Genomic DNA, 16,956 nt, shown 5'->3' on the forward strand with positions numbered 1-16,956 from the left:
GTCGAGGTCCCGTTGCCGTCGCAAGCGGTCGGCTGAATCGTAGTTCCCACGACGGTATCTGTTCGCCGTTTGGCGTTTGTATGACCCTAGTCTGACGGCGATTTATATACATAGGGCCAGCAGTGGTCATCGGGGGCACGGAGGAAAATGTCACACGCTCCCCGACCCCATCCTTCCTTCATACTACTGGCTGTGCCGTCATGAAGAGACGTGCCACCTCTCGGTAGCAACATATTTCACGGGCACACAGCCGGCAGTATCGGTGGGCCGGCAGTTATCTATGCAAGCTCTTCGTATATGAATTAAACCATGTCTGGTCATGGCCCCAGCGTCGCCATCGCCTGTCAGGGCGGCGGCAGCCACAGTGCGTTTACCGCCGGTGCGCTGCAACGACTCCTGCCAGCGGTCGACACCGAGTACAATCTCGTGGGATTGAGTGGCACCTCCGGCGGTGCTCTGTGTGCGGTCACGGCCTGGTACGGCCTGCTCAGTGAAGGCCCCGGCCATGCCGGGGAGCTACTCGAGGATGTCTGGTGTGATGTCGCCGCAACAACACCGCCCTCATTCCTGCTGAACGAATCTCTCGTGTGGCACAAGCGACTGCAGAACCGGATGCTCCCCGCGGCCGATATCTCGCCCTACGCGACGCCTGGCGCGGTCGGCCACGACTGGTACCTGTCACTGCTGACCGCCACATCGCGTTCGACGAGTTCGACAACCTCACCGACGAGGCACCGCCACACGTAACCATCGGCACGGTCACCGTCAACAGCGGCGTGTTCGAGACGTTCACCGATGCTACCGCCACGTCGAAGGCAGTGCTTGCCTCGGCCGCGTTCCCGCTGCTGTACAAAGCTGTCGAACTGAACAGTCACTGGCACTGGGACGGCCTGTTCTCACAGAACCCACCGATCCGGGAGTTCCTGACCAGCGACCGACCGAAACCGGACGAGATCTGGGTCATCCAGATCGAGCCACAGACCCGCAACGACCGTCCGACATCGCTGGCAGAGATCACCGACCGTCGGCAGGAACTAGCCGGGAATCTCTCGCTGAATCAGGAACTGTTCTTCGTCCGGAAAGTCAACGACTGGGTCGAAAAGGGGTATCTCCCGGAGGCTTTCAAACACGTGGAAATACGTCGACTGGTGCTTGATACGACGCTGACAGCGGCCTCGAAACGCGACCGCGACCCTCGGTTCATCGAGGAGCTCATGGAAACGGGCCGCGCCGAAGCCGACGCGTTTCTGGATGAGGTGCCGGAAGACGCAACTGAACCGCCTAGTCAGTAACTCTTGGCGAAGTACGCCGTCTCCTCGGCCTCCTCGCCGCAGATGGCACACTCGTCGTGAATCGGCTCCTCGTCGCGGTCCAGCGGGACCATCACGATTTCGGCCGCGATAGCGTCCTTGATGGGCTCCTCGCAGTCCTCGTCGCCACACCAGCCACACTTGACGTAGCCGCCGTGCTGGCCGATGGTCCCCAGAATCTCCTCGCGGGACTCAGCCTCGCGGATTTCGCCCTCCAGCGTCTCCTCGGCGTCGGCGTAGAGCTTCGCGTGGACGGTGTCGAGGTGCTCCTCGACCGTCTCGGCGATGCCGTCGCGGTCGACGGTCGCGTTCTCGCCGTCGGGGCGGTGGACGAGCGTCGCCTCGCCGTCCTCGACCTCGTGGGGGCCGATTTCGACGCGGAGCGGGACGCCGTGGAGTTCGTGTTCGTTGTACTTGAAGCCGGGATTGCGATGTTCGCGGTCGTCGAGTTCGACGCGGACGCCGGCCTCATCGAGTTCTGCGGCGAGGTCCGCGGCGTATTCCACGACCTCGTCCTTGTTGTCCTCCTGCCAGATGGGGACGACGACGACCTGGTCGGGCGCGAGCGCGGGCGGGAGCACGAGCCCCTGGTCGTCGGAGTGGGTCATGATGAGCGCGCCCATCGCGCGCCAGGACAGTCCCCAGGACGTCGTGTGGGCGGTGTTCTCCTCCTCGTCGGCGTCGGCGTAGGTGATGTCGAACGCCTCGCCGAAGGAGGTCCCGAGGTAGTGGGAGGTGGCCGCCTGTACGGTCTTGCCGTCGGGCATCAGCGTCTCGATGGTCGTCGTCGTGTGCGCCCCGGGGAACTTGTCGTGGGGCGGCTTGCGGCCCTTCAGCGGCGGCATCGCCATGACCTCCTCGTAGAGGCGGGCGTACTGGTCCAGCCGGGTCATCGTCTCCTCCCACGCGCCGTCCTCGTCGGCGTGGGCGGTGTGGCCCTCCTGCCAGAGGAACTCCTTGGTGCGGAAGAACGGCTTGGTCTCGGTGGCCTCCCACCGGACGACCGAACACCACTGGTTCAGCCGCATCGGGAGGTCTCGGTGCGAGCGGGTCCACTGCGCCATGAACGGCGCGATGATAGACTCGCTGGTAGGCCGGACAGCGAGACGCTCTTCGAGTTCGTCGTGGCCGCCGTGGGTCACCCACGCGACCTCGGGGTCGAACCCCTCGACCACGTCCTTCTCTTTCTCCAGATAGCTCTCAGGGATGAAAAGCGGGAAATATGCGTTCTGGACGCCGGTGTCTTTGAACCAGCCGTCGAGGTTGTTCTGGATACGCTCCCAGATAGCGTAGCCGCGTGGACGCGTGACAATGAACCCGCCCATGGGGGCGTAGTCCGCGAGGCCTGCCTTCTGGACGACCTCGGCGTACCACTCGCCGGGTGAATGCTCCTTGCTCTCGGTGATACCGAGTTCCTGCTCGCCACTCATTAGGTGTGTCCTGGCCCAGGGCGCTAATAAACTCCCCGAAGGGTGGTGAGCCGCTGGCACACCGACCGGAGCGGGTCCGCACCGTGCCGTGTGCCAGCGAGGGTTCAATCCCGCACCGACTGGACTGTGAGTTCGTCGCCCGACTCCGGCTGGCCAAAGGCCGCCGCCGCGGAGCCGCCGCGCAGGAACAGCTCCTGATACGGGTCGCCACCGCCGGCCGACCCCGGGACGATAGCGAGGGACCCCTCCGGAACGTCCGACACGGCCTCTCTGACGACGACCTCACGGGACTCGCCGTTGAGTTCGACGACGACCGTGTCGCTTCCCGGGTCAAACACCGAGGTCCGAATCGAGGTCTTGACGTTCCCGTAGCCGTCGACGTGACAGACTACGGACTCGGGCGGGGCCGGCACGTCCGCAAGCGACCGCTCCGCGCCCAGCGACGAGCGGTCCCCGTTGGCTATCTCGGCGACGCGACGCGGGAACAGGTCTCGTGATCGGAACTGGCCGGTGTCGGCCGGCAGTTCGACCTCGCGGAAGGTCGTGGCGTGGTCGGCGACAAACGAGAGGTTGTAGCCGGCGTCGACGGCAACGACAGGAACGCCGTTGTCCAGTTCGAGATAGCACAGTGGGCCGCCGGTATCGGCCCGTTCTGGCGTTGATTCCGTCGTTCGCGGTGCCGTGTTCGAGTAAATCAGCAGGTCGTCGAAGGCGGGGTTGTGGACACCGAGCTGCGCGATCCAGAAGCCGGTGGCGACCGTCGAAAACGGCTGTACCTCGCTCGACTGGACAGTCATCGTCGGGTCGGCGGCAGTGAGACGGTGGACGACCTCTGAGAAGGCCGGGTCAGCGGGGCCGTAATCCGCAATGAGATGAACGAACGTGCTCATGTGAAGCTCCGGTCGCTACCACGTCGGTGCGCCTGTATAATCTTGTGCCTTGATAACAGGGAGACAGTGTCGAATGTGTCCGGCGCCACCGCCCGCTCAGGCACCAATCGTCGTCAACGAGGCAATGGAGTCGGCGACGCGGCGTTCCATACCAGTCCCGGTGAATCCCGGAACGGGGTCGACAGCCTGTGCGTACACTTCCGATTCGCTTTCGACGAACTCCACGCAGAGCGCCCGCGCGCCAAAGCGGTCCAGCAACTCGCGGACGCGGGCCGCGAGCGTCACCTCGACAGTCTCCTCGCTGATGACGCGGTCCAGCCCGGACACTTCCGACCGGACCTGAATCGCTCGCAGATGGGTCTCGCGGCCATCATTGACGGCGAAGTACTTGTACTCGACCGGTTCCTCCCGAACACAGGCCTGATAGAAATCGCCCTCGTCGCTGTCCGCTGGCACACCGTCCCACGAGTACCGAGTCCGGGCAGTGTAGTCACAGTCTGGCTTCTCGAACCAGACGGCCGGGACCCGACAGCCGACCTGCTCCAGTCCGTGCAGGGCAACGAGCCGACAGGCGAGCGCCGTCGTCGGCAGGAAGCCGTTCCACGTCTCGGTACCGGTTCTGTCAGCGTACCACAGTGCGCTGAACGACTCGGGCCGAAGCGTCGTGTTGACAAGCGCAGCCAGGTCGTCGATATCGGCTTTGGCCACCGGATTTCCGGGGCGGAGAAACTGGACATCGAACCCCCGGGCGGAGAGCCGCTCTGCGACGGCACCGAACACCGGGTGTTCAGGCTCGCAGATGAAGCCGATGCAGTCCATACCGCCACATCTCAGCGGTCCGATAAAAAAGTCGCGCAAAACCGAACGACTGAGGCGTCGTGGCTCCGAAGTGGATATCTGATGCAACTGCTCAGTACTTGGGGCCACCTCGGCACCGGGAGCTGGGACATCGCCGCCGTCGTTGTCCTCTCTGCTGTGGCCGGAGCAGTCCTGTGTGGGCTCGCCCTGGCCGCGTACCGACAGCGCGGGACGCGTGCGTATCTGTTGATTTCGCTCGCGCTCACCGCGCTGTTTGCCCGCCCGCTCGTCGCGTTGCTGTCGGGGTTCTCGCTGGTCTCGGGACCGACACACCACTTCCTCGAACACGTGCTCGATACCCTCTTCGTCGCCCTCGTCCTCGGTGCAGTGTACTACGCGCGAACAGTCGAGAAGCGCCTCGACGAGGAGGGGTTATGAACGATACCAGAGCGCGGATTTACCAGCATATCAAGTCCAATCCAGGTGTCCACTTCCGAGAGCTAACGCGGGCGCTGGACCTCGCAACAGGACAGGTACAGTACCATCTGGCTCGGCTCGACCGCGTACACAGCGAGTCGGTCAACGGACGGACACACTACTACACGACGTCGTTCGACCCCTGGGAACGCCACGCCATCGCCTTCTTCCAGCGGGAGACGGCGAGAGATATTCTCGTCGCGCTCATGGAGTGCGAAACCGCTCGCCCCGAGGAGGTGGCTGACCACCTCGACATCGCGCGGAGTACGCTCGAACACCATCTCAGCAGCCTGACCGAGCACGATATCGTCGAGAAGCGCCGGAGCGAGGGACGAGTGACGCTGGCGCTCTGCCGGCCGGACTCGACTGTCGAACTGCTCGCGGCGGTCGACCCCACGGCCTCGGACCGCCTGTCGGACCGCTTCACCCGGTTACTCGACCGCCTCTTCGAGGGCGGCTAGCTCAACTGCCCGGACAGGGGTGCTTTCGAGTCCCGTACCACAATCCAATTGGACAAGCAGGCCATAGAGTGGGTGATGACTGAACGCGGGATTTCCCGACGCGAGTTCGCCAAGAGCGCCGTCGCCATCGGCGGCACCGCGGCGCTGGCCGCCTGTCTCGACCGCGGGTCAGGGACGATACCCGAGGGAACCGACGACCCCGCGTCGCTTCCGGACCGCCAGCACGCATGGGACGCGTCGCTGGCGACCGACGACGCGGGGAACCATCGGCTGTCGCGACACCACGTCCTCTTGCTACTGGACTACACTGAGGACGGGATACCGTCGGATAGCGACCGCGAGCAGGTCGAAGCGGCGCTTCGGGACCTCGAGCGGGCCTACGAATGGAGCAACGAAGGGTTGCTGTTCACGCTCGGGTACAGCCCGGCCTACTTCGACCGCTTCGATGCCGACGTGGCTGGCGTCGACCTGCCAGAGCCTATGGCGCTCGCCCCCTTCGAAGACCCCGAACTCGACACGCCCGACGCGCTCCTGCATCTCGCCAGTGACGACGAGCGAGTCGTCATCGAGGCCGAAGAGGCGCTGAAAGGCAATCGCGACAGCGCCAACGACCAAGAAATGAGCGCGACCTTCGAGGGCGTCCTCGGTGAGGCGGAGCGCCGGACGGGGTTCGTCGGGGCCGGCCTGCCCGCCGAGAATCAGGACGTCGACGGGATTCCGGACTCCGACCCGGTCCCAGAAGAGGCTCCGCTGTTCATGGGGTTCAAGTCCGGGTTCAAGGAAAACCAGGCCTCCGAGGACCGAGTGACGGTCGATTCGGGACCGTTCGCCGGCGGTGCGACACAGCACCTCTCGAAGATCCGGCTGCAACTCCAGCAGTGGTACGAACAGGATTCCCGGGACCAGCGCGTCTCGAAGATGTTCTGTCCGGCCCACGCCGCCGAGGACAAGGTCGAAGGCGTCGGCGAGAACCTCGGCACCGACAACGGTGCCGGCGAGTGTCCCGACGACGTGGTCGACAGCGGCCGTCGGAAGGGCGTCGTCGGTCACGCACAGAAGATGTCCCGCGTCAGAGAGGACGGGACACCGACTATTCTCCGCCGGGACTTCGATTCGACCGACGGCGGCGAAGCGGGACTGCACTTCCTCTCGCTGCAGCGCTCTATCGCCGACTTCGTCGCCACGAAACAGGCGATGAACGGAACGGACGTCGCTAACGAGTCCGCCGTCGGTCAGCAGGTGAACAACGGCATTCTCCAGTACATGACAGTCACGCGGCGCGGGAACTACCTGCTCCCGCCGCGGTCGCTACGGTCCCTGCCGCCAGCGAACCCGGACGCGTGAGCGGGAGGCGGAGCCACACAGTCCGGCTTTCGGCCGCCGTACCAGAACGGTCTTTCAGATGAGGACCGAAAGGCGGTTCATGAATCGCCGACAGTTCCTCGCCAGTACCGGCCTCGCCGGCACGACGGTCCTGGCGGGGTGTGGTTCGCTGAGTTCCCAGTCGACACGCGCCCCACCGCTGGTCGAAAACCGACCCGATGCCACGTACCGCCCTACCCACGCCGAGGGGATGGGAATGGCCGGGATGGCACAGGCGGGTGAGTACATGGTCGGACTGAGCTACTCTTTTCCTCACCGCTTCTGGACGGTCACCGGGACGACGGCCGAAAAGGTCACCATCCGGAGCGAAGACAGCATCCACCTGATGGCGACTGTCTGGGACCCCGAGACGGAGACGGTCCTCCCGGTGTCCGCCGGCCTCTCCATCACCATCGAGCGTGACGGCGAGACGGTCACCGACAAGTCCCCGTGGCCGATGATCTCCCAGAACATGGGCTTTCACTACGGCGACAACTACGCGCTCGACGGCGACGGCGTCTATCAACTCTCGGTCCGCGTCAACGGCATGAACGAGCGGAGGCTCGGAGCCTTCGACGGCCGATTCGACGAGGCCGGCGAGGCAACAGTCGAATTCGACTTCGCACAGAGCACCCGCGACCAGCTCGCTTTCGATGAGTTCCCGGACTCACAGGGCGAACGCGCAGCAGTCGACCTGATGAACATGGACATGATGCCAACCTCGCAGGTCCCTGAAGTGTCTGCTCTGCCCGGGACCGTGCTTGGGACGAACAAAGGAAGCGACGGCGTCTACGCCGTCATGTGGCTGCAGGACGCCGCGTTCCTCACCGAAGGGCAGTCGTATCTCGCCGTGTCCGCCCGGACGCCGTACAACCGCGTTCCCCTGCCGATGATGTCTCTCGACGGAACCGTAGAGGCCGACGGCGACACGGTGTTCGAGGACGCGCTGACCGCCGCGGTCCACCCCGACCTCGGGTACCACTACGGCGCGGTCGTCGAGACGACAGTGGAGGAACCGTCCGTCGGCGTCGACGTCGTCGCCCCGCCGCAGGTGTCCCGTCACGAGGGGTACGAGACGGCGTTCCTGACAACGCCGTCGTTCTCATTTTCGGGTGCCTGACCACAATCAGTCAATCCATTCGACGTAGTCTTGGCAGTCGTCGCATTCCGTGCGGGTCGCCCATCCGTCACCGCGGTCGTGGTCCGACGGTGCCACCTTGATTACGGTAACGTTCACCGAGCCACACCTCGGGCACTGTCCTGGGATTTTGGAGTTAGACATCAGAGGCTATTATCTGTTTGAGATATAATTCTCAGCTATCACTAAGATAGTTTCCCTCAGTCAATCTCAGTAGCGTGCGGCGCAAATGACGGCAATACCTGATGGGGACACACGCAACAAGGCCGACCTCATTCGACACCGAACGGACTCTCGGCCTGTTGCCACGGCCAGCCCGGGACTCGCGTCTGGACCCCGGCCGCGAGCGCGGCATCGAGATCGTCAGCGCCTGCGGTCGCTGTATCGGCTCCGTGGGTTCGCACGTCCGCGACGTGGAAGGTCGCTTCCGCGAGCAGTCGGAGCGGCTGCTCGCCGGCAATCATCGCCGCTAACTCGCGGCCAAGGAGTTCGTCGATAACAAAGCCCGGGTAATCGCCTGTAACGTCCAGTGTTCGGAGCAAACGGACCAGCGCGGCGACGTTGACCGCCCGGTCGCCGTCGGCGAACACCTCGTCAATGGCGGCCGTGTAAGCGTCGTCTGTGAGCATGTCAACGTCGACGCCGAACTGCGAACCCAGGTGGGCCCGCGTGTCGTTTATCAGCGGGACGACATCGCTGGCCCGGTCCTGCACCCGCTTGTACTCCTCGTCGACGGTTTCAGGTGTCAGTCGCATGTCGGCATCTGACGTGGAGGCCGCTTACCGCTTATGGGCGCGCGCAACGGCGACTGTGGGACAGGTCCGACCTCCGTATTGCGAAGGCTTTTATAACACGAGGGGAATACTGAGAAATAGAGGACGGTTTTCCGGACATCTCTCCACGTCCGGAGGCAACTCACCGATAACTGATGACTTTATTAGAGAGCGTACATCCCGCGGCACCAGGTCGGCCCGCGCCAGCCGTGGACGGCCCCGCTACCGGGATGACTCCCCGTTTTGAGCTATGAGCACTGTAGACAAGCAACTCGAAGACGTGAAAGCAACGATCGACGAGGAAGTCCCGCGCCGTATCTCCGTCTCGGATGTCACGTACGAGGGACCGGAACTCGTCATATACACGCGGGACCCGAAGGAGTTCGCCGCGAACAGCGACCTCGTTCGCCGGCTCGCGTCGAAACTCCGCAAACGCATCACAGTTCGCCCGGACCCGGACGTTCTGGCCCCGCCAGCCGAGGCCGAGGCGGCGATTCGGGAACTTATCCCCGAGGAGGCCGGCGTCATGGACCTGAATTTCCACGCTGATACCGGCGAAGTCGTCATTCAGGCACAGAAGCCCGGCGTCGTCATCGGCCGGCGCGGCGCGACCCTGCGTGAGATCACACAGGAGGTCGGGTGGACGCCCGAAGTCGTTCGAACGCCACCAATCGAGTCCTCGACGGTCGAGAACGTCCGGAACTTCCTCAAGCAAGAGCGCGAAGACCGTCGTGACATCCTCGAACGCGTCGGCCGGCAGATCCACCGCGAGCCGATGTCCGACGACGAGTACGTCCGCATCACGACGCTTGGCTGCTGTCGTGAAGTCGGCCGCACCGCGTTTATCCTCTCGACGCCGGATACGCGAATCCTCATCGACTGCGGGAACAAGCCCGGCGCGAACGGCGAGCAGCCGTATCTGGACATTCCGGAGGCGTTCGGGGCCGGGACCAACGGTATCGACGCCGTCGTCCTGACCCACGCGCATTTGGACCACTCCGCGCTGGTCCCCTTGCTGTTCGAGTACGGCTACGACGGGCCCATCTACTGTACCGAGCCGACGCGGGACCTCATGGGACTGCTGACGCTCGACTACCTCGACACCGCCGCGGACGACGGCCGGACCCCGCCGTACGACTCCGAGATGGTCCGCGAGGCGATCAAACACACAATCCCACTAGAGTACGGCGACGTGACCGACATCGCGCCCGATATCAAGCTGACGCTGCACAACGCCGGCCACATCCTCGGCTCGTCGGTGTGTCACTTCCACGTCGGCGACGGCCTGTACAACGTCGCCTTCTCCGGTGACATCCACTACGACGACACGCGCCTGTTCGACGGCGCTGTCAACGATTTCCCGCGAGTGGAGACGCTCGTGCTGGAGTCGACCTACGGCGGCCGCAACGACTACCAAACCGACCAGGAGGACTCGGAGCGAAAGCTCAAGCAGATTATCCAGAACGCCTACGACCGTGGTGGGAAGGTCCTCATTCCGACCTTCGCTGCGGGGCGGTCGCAGGAACTCATGCTCGTCCTCGAAGAGGCAATGCGGAACGGCGACATCCCCGAGATGCCGGTCCATCTCGACGGGATGATCTGGGAGGCGACAGCCGTTCACACGACCTACCCCGAGTATCTCCGCGACGGCCTGCAGGACCGCATCTTCGACGAAGACGAGAACCCGTTTCTGGCAGACCAGTTCAACCCGATCGACGGCGGCGACGAGGAACGGGCTGAAATCGCTGACGGCGATTCCTGTATCATACTCTCTACGTCCGGGATGCTCACCGGCGGCCCGGTCATGTCCTGGCTCGAACAGCTCGGCCCCGACCCGGATTCGGCGCTTACCTTCGTCGACTACCAGGCACAGGGGACGCTCGGCAACCGAGTCCAGCGCGGTGTCGACGAGGTGCCCGTCGGTCGCAGCGGGCGCAGCGAAACGGTCCCGCTGGAGATGACCGTCGAGACGGTCGACGGCTTCTCCGGCCACGCCGACCGCCAGGGGCTAGAGAACTTCGTGAAGACGATGAACCCTCGGCCCGAGAAAATCCTCTGTGTCCACGGCGACGAATCGGCGACACAGGACCTCTCCTCGTCGCTGTACCACGACCAGAACATTCGGACCTTCGCGCCGGAGAACCTCGAAACGTTCCGCTTCCGCTGAGCCAGTTGCTGTTCCCGGTTCATTCTCACTCCCCGATAGCCAGACGAACCTCTATACGGCAGGCGGGTGAACCACCGCGTATGGACATCACCCAGTATCTCGACGAACTCGAACCGGTCGGGATGGTGCTCATCGGACTCGTGCTGTTTATCATCCCGGAGCCTGCGACGTCGACACTCGGAATCGGCCTGATGGTGCTCGGTGGAGCATGGTGGTTCTACGAGTGGAACCGCTGAGATAACTCGGAGCAGTCCTCATGAATCACGACCGAATTCACGCCCAGGAACCGTCACACCACCGCGACCGCTGGACGGTCGGCACAATTGCCGAGCTAGCGGAGCGAGACGGCCACTGTGTCGTCACCGTCGAAAACGAGTCCGGCGAGCCAACTGAACTCGTCGTTACCATGGCCGTTCGCGACCTGTTTATCAGTCGGCTGGACATCGGTGACAACGAGAGCCCGGTCGGCGAGCGTGTCTGGTTCCGGAAGCGTGGCGGGTCGTAGCCAGCCGCTAACCCATTCGGTCCGGCTTTGACCGCCGCTACGACAGGTCGACGGTCCGGTCGGCCCAGCGCCGGAGCCGGTTGAGGGCGTCCCGCTCGGCCCGCGAGACCGGGTCGTCGACGCCCAGTTCGTCGCTGTCGAAGGCGTTGAGGACGGCGGCGTCCGCCCCGTCGCAGTACGCGGTGAGCCGGTCGACCGCAGCGGCCTCGTGCTGGAACGGAATCGTCGCGTCGTTGACGAACACTGCCCGCGGGTTGGCCGGGAGCGCATCCATCTGTCGCCTGGCACGCCGGGCGTTCTCCCGGGCGAGCGCGACCGCCCCGTCGGCCGTCTCGCTTTCGGCTCTGGGGGCGCTGGCGTCGATGCGGCCGACCCAGACCGACTCCGGCACGGTGGTGAATCGGTCGAGGCGACCGCCGAGGACGGTCCCGTCGCGTTGGAGTTCGGGCGCAAAATCGAGAACGACGACGCCGTCGGACCCCTCACGGTCGAGCCAGGTGTCGAGGGCGCTGGCGGTCGTCCGCGTCTTGCCGACGTTCGACGGGCCGACGACCAGCGTCGACCCCGAGAGCGGGACCTCGACGCCGGTCACGCGAGGAGTTCCTCCCGCAGGAACTTCCCGCCGAGGCCGGCCATGGCGAGGCCGAGCGCGACGGCGAAGGCCAGCACGAACCCGGACAGCGGGCCGACGCCGCCCCCGAGCTGTTCGACGACGAAGTTCCCGGCGAGCCCGCCCGAGACCGCGAGCAGGGCCAGCCCGCCGACGTTGGCGAGCGTCGAGTTCGGTTCCGGGACCGCGTCGGAGTTGAGGAGATAGAGGACGACGGCGATTACGAAGGGCGTGCCGACGGTCCCGAGCGCGAGCACGAGGACGAGTTGGCCCAGCACGTTCCCGCCGATGAACGCCCCCGGCGCGGACAGCAGCGCAGCGGCGACCAGCAGTCCGCGGTAGCGGCTGTCCTCGATGGTGGTGCCCCAGCCGAGCTTGTCGGCCAGCAGGAACGGCGGGACGATGGTGTTGCCGCCGAGGGTCGACACGGCAGCGCCCCACAGACCGAGCAGGAACAGCCAGCGGGCGCTGTCGCCGACCAGTGGGCCCAGCGCCTGCGCAGCGCCGACCGTCGTGAGGTCCCCGGAGGTCAGCACGCTCGCGGTCACCAGGAAGATGGCGAGGCTGTAGACGCCGAAGGCCACGAACATCGACGCCCCCACGTCGACCGTCGCGAGGTCGTAGTCCTCGCGAGTCCAGCCCCGCGCCCGCATCGTGTAGGAGTGCATCGTGATGAGCGTGATGTGGACCGCACCGCCGAGGATGCCGGCCGCGACCAGCGCGCTCCCGGAGGGGACGGACGGTATCAGTCCGGTCACCGCCGCGCCGGCGTCGATGGGCACGACGAACAGACTGGCGACGAACGCGACAACAACAAGCAGGACGAGGACTTTCGCGCCCAGTTCCAGAAAGCGGTAGCCGCCGCCGGCCAGCCCCACGGCGAGCAGTAGCGCCCAGACGACGCCCCAGACCCGCGCATCGATACCGGTCACCGTCGCCGAGACCGTGGCGACGGTCTTCATGATGACCAACTGTGCCACGCCGGCGGCAAGTACTGCGTCGCCGACAAGCAGCCACGCCCACGTTTCACCGAGGTGGTCCTCGACGACGCCGACGATGCCCCGCTCGGTCAGCAGTCCCAGCCGCATGGCGAGATACTGGGCCAGCGCCCCCGCCCCGGCGGAGAGGACGACGACCCAGAGGAGGCTGTAGCCGAACGCGCCGCCCGCGGTGACGAGGCTGGCTATCGTCGCCGGACCAGCGGCAATTGCCCCCGCGATCCAAGACGGCCCCATCGCCTCGACGTAGTCACCAATCGTGCCCTTGCTCACGGCCGAATTATCGACGGTCTCGGTCGAACTCATACCTCCGGCTTGGGTGAGGCCACCTGAAAACTCTGCCGACATATCTTTCGGTGGTATTCTGCAGTAATCCGGTCGCTGTATGGCGATTATTCGAGACTGGTGTTAATCGAGAGACACACCGGCCGCTCGGCGGAGGCAATGTCGAAAGCGGGACCGGCCGGTCAGAGGTCGACGGCTCCGAGGTCCGATTCCAGTTCCTCGACGTGGTCGTTGTACGCGTCGACAAAATCCGCGAACTGTGGGGCATATTCGCGGATGTCGGCTGCCGAGGGGGGCTCGTACTGCGAGAGGAGATAGAGCCCGCTGCTCCCGCCGACCCGGAGATACGACGCCCCGTCGGTGTCCCACTTCAGTTCCCAGCGCGTGCCCCCGATGCGGCTGGTGAAGGTCCCGTAGTCGCCGCCCTCGTAGCGCTGGAGTTCCCGCGCGATCTGGTCACAGATTTCACGGATTCGCCCGAGGACACGGTCCCGCTCGGCCACGACGCCGTCGGTCGTTGCGATGTCCGGGAACTCTGTCGACACATCATCGAGTACGCCGTCGAGCGACGCGACGTAGTCGTTGAACCCCGCCACGAAGGCGTCGTAGTCTGCGAGCGCGTCAGCCAGCGGCTCCGGCTCCGGTGGCTGTTTGGTCGAGATGACGTACGTGTCCGAGCCCCGCGAGGGCGAGAATCGGAGATACTCCAGGTCGCCGCCCTCGTATTTTACGGTCCACTCGCCGCGGTCGGTCTCGATATCCGCCTGTCCGTAGTCGCCGCCCTCCAGCCGGGCGAGCTGGTAGGCGACCTGTCCGGCGTGGTCGCGGACCGCCGCGACCAGTTCGTCACGCTGCTGTGCAACGGCCGTTGCGTCGGCGGGGTCCGCCGGTGGCCACTCAGTCACAGTAGACGGGAGCGCGGGGACGGCAATAACAGGCTCGGTCGGCTACTCGGACTCCAGTAGCGCGTCGTCGCCGTGGCGTTCTCGGAGCCTCTCGAAGTACTCGCGTTGCTCGTCGATATTCGGCGTCGACTCGGCGTACACGTCGGCGAAGAGGTCCGTCGGGTCCGCGGCGTGGGCCTCGGCGTTGTCGATAATCTCGCCGAGGCGCTCGTCGATGGTGTCGTCCATCACGTCGAGTTTCCTGTCGTCCAGTAGACTGCAGTTCCGGAGAAACGCTTCCATGCGGTCCAGCGGGTCGCGTTCGCGCCACTGCTCGACCTCCGCCTCGTCCCGGTACACGTCCGGGTCGTCGGCGGTCGTGTGCGCACCGAAGCGGTACTGGACGGCTTCGACGAAGATGGGCTCCTGCTCCCCGCCGTCGGCTCCCACAGCCCGCTCTCTGGCGGCTTCGGTGACGGTGTAGGTCGCAAGGGGGTCCATGCCGTCGACCTGCACGCCGTCGAAGCCGTAGGCGTCGGCTTTCTGCGCGAGCGTCTCGCTGGCGGTCTGGCGCTCCCGCGGCACGGAGATGGCCCACTGGTTGTTGTTACAGAAGAACACCGTCGGCGTCTCGAACACGCCGGCGAAGTTCATCGCCTCGTGGAAGTCCCCCTCGCTGGTGGCCCCGTCGCCGAAGTGGACGACGCCCGCTCGCTCGTCGCCATTTTTTTTCGCCGCCCACGACCACCCGACGGCGTGGGGCAGATGCGCGCCGATGGAGATGTTCAGCGGGAACACGTTCACGTCGCCGAGAGCGGCGTTACCCGCTTCGTGACCCATCCAGTAGAGAACGTACTCCCAGGGGAGCCCACGGGCGACGAGCGCGCCGTGTTCCCGGTACTGGTAGAAGATGGTGTCCTCGTCGGCCAGCGCGTACGTCGACCCGACCTGTGCCCCCTCTTGGCCCGCCAGCGATGAGTAGGTGCCGAGCCGACCCTGTCGCTGGAGGCTTATCATCCGCTCGTCGAACCGGCGGGCAAAGCGCATATCGCGGTACATCGACACCAGTTCCTCATCAGACAGGTCCGGGATGAGGTCCGGGTCGACGATCTCACCCTCTGAATCGAGCGCCTGTATACGGTCGTCAGGCGCTCGGTTGAGAACGTCCTGTGTCATTTCGTATTCTACCCTCGGAGAGGACCGTCAAAAAGCTGTGTTCGGCTCTGGTCAGTCAAGCCACTCCAGCACGCACCGACAATCTGGCCCGAGTATTCATGCCATTTCCGCCCAACATAGCCATGATGCTCGGCAAAGAGGGTCCGGAGGCAGACAGTGAGAGGGGGACACTCTGGCGAGAACACCACCTGTCGCCTACGCATGCGGTGCTCTGGACAGTCATCCTCGTCGCAACAGTCGGTGACGTCCTCCTGACGATGACCGGCCTCACGGTCGGCCTGCAGGAGGGCAACGTCGTCGTCAGCACGATGCTTGCGGAGTTCGGGCTGGCGGGCCTCTGGGTCGTGAAGTTCGGGGCGATGCTGTGGCTGGTCGCCGGGTGGCGACTGCTCTCCGAGCGCAACGCGACGGTCTTTCTCGCCCTGTTCGCAGTAGTGACGCTCGCGGTCGTCGCCTACAACTCAATCGCCATCCTGCAGTACCGCGGGATAATAACGGCCGCTGCAGGTATTTGAACGTCTGAGACCTTAGAATTCAGGAACACCGAGATTAAGTACCACTGGGTGTGACCACGGAGTAATGGATAGGCGTTCCTTCCTGACAGCGGCCGGCGCGGCGGTGTCGGTTTCGTCGGCCGGCTGTGCCGGGCTGGGCGGCGGTGGCGAGGAATCGAGCACGGACGAGTCGACGGGCACCGAGACGAGCACCAGCGACGCCGGGAGTGCCGACGAGACGCTGGTCGTCGGGACGTACAGCGCGTTCGTCGACTCGCCGTCGACGAGTCCGGGTGCGTGGGTGAAACAGCGCTTCGAGGAGGAGTTCGACGCCCGCCTGATCTGGCAGACGCCGAGCAACGAGGTCAACCACTACATCGAACGCCGCAACGCCGGCGTCGACATCGAGGCCGACATGTACCTCGGACTGAACACGGACCACCTCGTCCGGGTCGACGAGAATCTCGATGACGGGCTGTTCGCCGAGGTCGGCGACGTTGCCGGGCAGGACGACATCAAGCCGGGGTTACAGTTCGACCCCAACGGGCGGGCGATTCCCTACGACACCGGCTACATCAGCCTGGTGTTCGACGGCACAGCCACTACGGCACCCGAGACGTTCGACGGTCTGCTGGCCGAGGAACACGCTGGCGACCTCATCACGCAAAACCCCGCCAGTTCCGCGACCGGGCGGGCGTTCTTGCTGCACACAATCAAGCAGTTCGGCCCGGACGGCTATCTGGACTACTGGAGCGACCTGCAGGACAACGACGTTCGGGTGCTTGGCTCCTGGAGTGACGCATACAGCGCGTGGTCGGGCGGCGAAGCGCCGATGGTCGTCTCCTACTCCACCGACCAAGTGTTTGCCGACCAGAACGACGCCAACCTGGCGAAACACCAGATTCGCTTCCTGAACGACCAGGGCTACGCCAACCCCGAGGGGATGGCGGTCTTCGAGGGCGCGGACACGCCCGACCTCGCCCGGGAGTTCATGGGCTTCCTGTTGCGGCCGGAGATTCAGGGCGAAATCGCCGTCCGGAACGTCCAGTTCCCGGCGACGGAATCCGCCGAACTCCCCGCGGACTACGCCGAGCTCGCACAGGAGCCCCCGGAGCCGGTCACCTTCGGCTACGACGAACTCAAGGGTTCCGTCTCGGGCTGGATCTCCGACTGGGAACGGCAGTTCGCCTCGAACTAA

Annotated in this window: 17 protein-coding genes and 1 pseudogene; 10 read left to right on the plus strand and 8 right to left on the minus strand. The window is 64.9% G+C overall.

What is annotated here, in order from left to right:
- Nucleotides 1-309 precede the first annotated feature (309 nt).
- Nucleotides 310-1,292: pseudogene (locus DVK00_RS22455) on the plus strand (patatin-like phospholipase family protein).
- Here the strand turns inward: DVK00_RS22455 and proS are convergent.
- The 3 genes from proS to DVK00_RS09055 all read right to left on the minus strand — a co-directional run bounded on the left by proS (nt 1,286) and on the right by DVK00_RS09055 (nt 4,449).
- On the minus strand, nt 1,286-2,740 hold the full coding sequence (gene proS, locus DVK00_RS09045) for a proline--tRNA ligase (protein ID WP_121577611.1): 1,455 nt from the start codon (nt 2,738-2,740) through the stop codon (nt 1,286-1,288). The pseudogene DVK00_RS22455 and the gene proS overlap by 7 nt on opposite strands.
- A 104-nt stretch (nt 2,741-2,844) precedes the next feature.
- Nucleotides 2,845-3,630 carry an S-adenosyl-l-methionine hydroxide adenosyltransferase family protein gene (locus DVK00_RS09050; protein WP_121577612.1) on the minus strand — a complete coding sequence of 262 codons (786 nt, stop codon included), beginning with the start codon at nt 3,628-3,630 and terminating at the stop codon, nt 2,845-2,847.
- A gap of 96 nt (nt 3,631-3,726) precedes the next feature.
- Nucleotides 3,727-4,449, minus strand: a complete 723-nt coding sequence (locus DVK00_RS09055) for a hypothetical protein (RefSeq protein WP_121510996.1) — start codon at nt 4,447-4,449, stop codon at nt 3,727-3,729.
- Between the two features lie 81 nt (nt 4,450-4,530).
- Here DVK00_RS09055 and DVK00_RS09060 point away from each other — a divergent pair, with 81 nt between their 5' ends.
- The 4 genes from DVK00_RS09060 to DVK00_RS09075 all read left to right on the plus strand — a co-directional run bounded on the left by DVK00_RS09060 (nt 4,531) and on the right by DVK00_RS09075 (nt 7,848).
- The gene (locus tag DVK00_RS09060) at nt 4,531-4,866 is read left to right on the plus strand and encodes a hypothetical protein (protein ID WP_121536593.1); all 336 of its coding nucleotides are present in this window, start codon (nt 4,531-4,533) and stop codon (nt 4,864-4,866) included.
- Entirely contained in the window at nt 4,863-5,366 is a 504-nt protein-coding gene (locus tag DVK00_RS09065; RefSeq protein WP_101349572.1) for a helix-turn-helix domain-containing protein, read from the plus strand. Before DVK00_RS09060 ends, DVK00_RS09065 begins: the two co-directional genes overlap by 4 nt.
- Nucleotides 5,367-5,441: 75 nt before the next feature.
- Nucleotides 5,442-6,710 (plus strand): Tat pathway signal protein, encoded by a 1,269-nt coding sequence (locus DVK00_RS09070; RefSeq protein ID WP_121577613.1) that lies wholly within the window; start codon nt 5,442-5,444, stop codon nt 6,708-6,710.
- A gap of 79 nt (nt 6,711-6,789) precedes the next feature.
- Nucleotides 6,790-7,848, plus strand: coding sequence for a hypothetical protein (locus DVK00_RS09075; protein WP_121536589.1), 1,059 nt, complete (start codon nt 6,790-6,792; stop codon nt 7,846-7,848).
- Nucleotides 7,849-8,138: 290 nt separating this feature from the next.
- Here DVK00_RS09075 and DVK00_RS09080 read toward each other — a convergent pair whose 3' ends face one another.
- Nucleotides 8,139-8,621: a hypothetical protein gene (locus DVK00_RS09080; RefSeq protein ID WP_101349569.1), complete on the minus strand. Its 483-nt coding sequence runs from the start codon at nt 8,619-8,621 to the stop codon at nt 8,139-8,141.
- A gap of 268 nt (nt 8,622-8,889) precedes the next feature.
- On the opposite strand from DVK00_RS09080, the gene DVK00_RS09085 reads away from it, so the two are divergent.
- The 3 genes from DVK00_RS09085 to DVK00_RS09090 all read left to right on the plus strand — a co-directional run bounded on the left by DVK00_RS09085 (nt 8,890) and on the right by DVK00_RS09090 (nt 11,311).
- Entirely contained in the window at nt 8,890-10,806 is a 1,917-nt protein-coding gene (locus DVK00_RS09085; RefSeq protein WP_101349568.1) for a beta-CASP ribonuclease aCPSF1, read from the plus strand.
- An 80-nt stretch (nt 10,807-10,886) separates the two neighbouring features.
- Nucleotides 10,887-11,042 (plus strand): hypothetical protein, encoded by a 156-nt coding sequence (locus tag DVK00_RS21685; protein WP_170083780.1) that lies wholly within the window; start codon nt 10,887-10,889, stop codon nt 11,040-11,042.
- A gap of 20 nt (nt 11,043-11,062) precedes the next feature.
- Entirely contained in the window at nt 11,063-11,311 is a 249-nt protein-coding gene (locus tag DVK00_RS09090) for a hypothetical protein (protein WP_101349567.1), read from the plus strand.
- A gap of 37 nt (nt 11,312-11,348) precedes the next feature.
- Here DVK00_RS09090 and DVK00_RS09095 read toward each other — a convergent pair whose 3' ends face one another.
- The 4 genes from DVK00_RS09095 to pdhA form a co-directional block, all read right to left on the minus strand.
- A complete protein-coding gene (locus DVK00_RS09095) occupies nt 11,349-11,903 on the minus strand; it encodes a hypothetical protein (RefSeq protein WP_121511001.1) in 555 nt (184 codons plus the stop codon).
- Complete coding sequence (locus DVK00_RS09100) at nt 11,900-13,225, minus strand: divalent metal cation transporter (RefSeq protein ID WP_121577614.1); 1,326 nt, start codon at nt 13,223-13,225, stop codon at nt 11,900-11,902. The genes DVK00_RS09095 and DVK00_RS09100 overlap by 4 nt, the downstream gene beginning before the upstream one ends.
- 161 nt (nt 13,226-13,386) lie before the next feature.
- A complete protein-coding gene (locus DVK00_RS09105) occupies nt 13,387-14,109 on the minus strand; it encodes a hypothetical protein (protein ID WP_101349564.1) in 723 nt (240 codons plus the stop codon).
- A gap of 42 nt (nt 14,110-14,151) precedes the next feature.
- On the minus strand, nt 14,152-15,264 hold the full coding sequence (pdhA, locus tag DVK00_RS09110; RefSeq protein WP_121536581.1) for a pyruvate dehydrogenase (acetyl-transferring) E1 component subunit alpha: 1,113 nt from the start codon (nt 15,262-15,264) through the stop codon (nt 14,152-14,154).
- A 122-nt stretch (nt 15,265-15,386) separates the two neighbouring features.
- Here pdhA and DVK00_RS09115 point away from each other — a divergent pair, with 122 nt between their 5' ends.
- Both DVK00_RS09115 and DVK00_RS09120 read left to right on the plus strand, forming a co-directional pair.
- Nucleotides 15,387-15,779: a hypothetical protein gene (locus DVK00_RS09115; protein ID WP_101349562.1), complete on the plus strand. Its 393-nt coding sequence runs from the start codon at nt 15,387-15,389 to the stop codon at nt 15,777-15,779.
- A 64-nt stretch (nt 15,780-15,843) separates the two neighbouring features.
- Nucleotides 15,844-16,956, plus strand: coding sequence for a thiamine ABC transporter substrate binding subunit (locus tag DVK00_RS09120; RefSeq protein WP_121577615.1), 1,113 nt, complete (start codon nt 15,844-15,846; stop codon nt 16,954-16,956).

The sequence above is a fragment of the Haloarcula sp. Atlit-47R genome (assembly GCF_003665985.1).
Classification (GTDB): Archaea; Halobacteriota; Halobacteria; order Halobacteriales; family Haloarculaceae; genus Haloarcula; species Haloarcula taiwanensis.

Bases quoted from the DNA above. Each gene is read 5' to 3' on its own strand.
- proS (WP_121577611.1), bottom strand. From the start codon at position 2,740: ATGAGTGGCGAGCAGGAACTCGGTATCACCGAGAGCAAGGAGCATTCA.
- DVK00_RS09050 (WP_121577612.1), bottom strand. From the start codon at position 3,630: ATGAGCACGTTCGTTCATCTCATTGCGGATTACGGCCCCGCTGACCCG.
- DVK00_RS09055 (WP_121510996.1), bottom strand. From the start codon at position 4,449: ATGGACTGCATCGGCTTCATCTGCGAGCCTGAACACCCGGTGTTCGGT.
- DVK00_RS09060 (WP_121536593.1), top strand. From the start codon at position 4,531: ATGCAACTGCTCAGTACTTGGGGCCACCTCGGCACCGGGAGCTGGGAC.
- DVK00_RS09065 (WP_101349572.1), top strand. From the start codon at position 4,863: ATGAACGATACCAGAGCGCGGATTTACCAGCATATCAAGTCCAATCCA.
- DVK00_RS09070 (WP_121577613.1), top strand. From the start codon at position 5,442: ATGACTGAACGCGGGATTTCCCGACGCGAGTTCGCCAAGAGCGCCGTC.
- DVK00_RS09075 (WP_121536589.1), top strand. From the start codon at position 6,790: ATGAATCGCCGACAGTTCCTCGCCAGTACCGGCCTCGCCGGCACGACG.
- DVK00_RS09080 (WP_101349569.1), bottom strand. From the start codon at position 8,621: ATGCGACTGACACCTGAAACCGTCGACGAGGAGTACAAGCGGGTGCAG.
- DVK00_RS09085 (WP_101349568.1), top strand. From the start codon at position 8,890: ATGAGCACTGTAGACAAGCAACTCGAAGACGTGAAAGCAACGATCGAC.
- DVK00_RS21685 (WP_170083780.1), top strand. From the start codon at position 10,887: ATGGACATCACCCAGTATCTCGACGAACTCGAACCGGTCGGGATGGTG.
- DVK00_RS09090 (WP_101349567.1), top strand. From the start codon at position 11,063: ATGAATCACGACCGAATTCACGCCCAGGAACCGTCACACCACCGCGAC.
- DVK00_RS09100 (WP_121577614.1), bottom strand. From the start codon at position 13,225: ATGAGTTCGACCGAGACCGTCGATAATTCGGCCGTGAGCAAGGGCACG.
- pdhA (WP_121536581.1), bottom strand. From the start codon at position 15,264: ATGACACAGGACGTTCTCAACCGAGCGCCTGACGACCGTATACAGGCG.
- DVK00_RS09115 (WP_101349562.1), top strand. From the start codon at position 15,387: ATGATGCTCGGCAAAGAGGGTCCGGAGGCAGACAGTGAGAGGGGGACA.
- DVK00_RS09120 (WP_121577615.1), top strand. From the start codon at position 15,844: ATGGATAGGCGTTCCTTCCTGACAGCGGCCGGCGCGGCGGTGTCGGTT.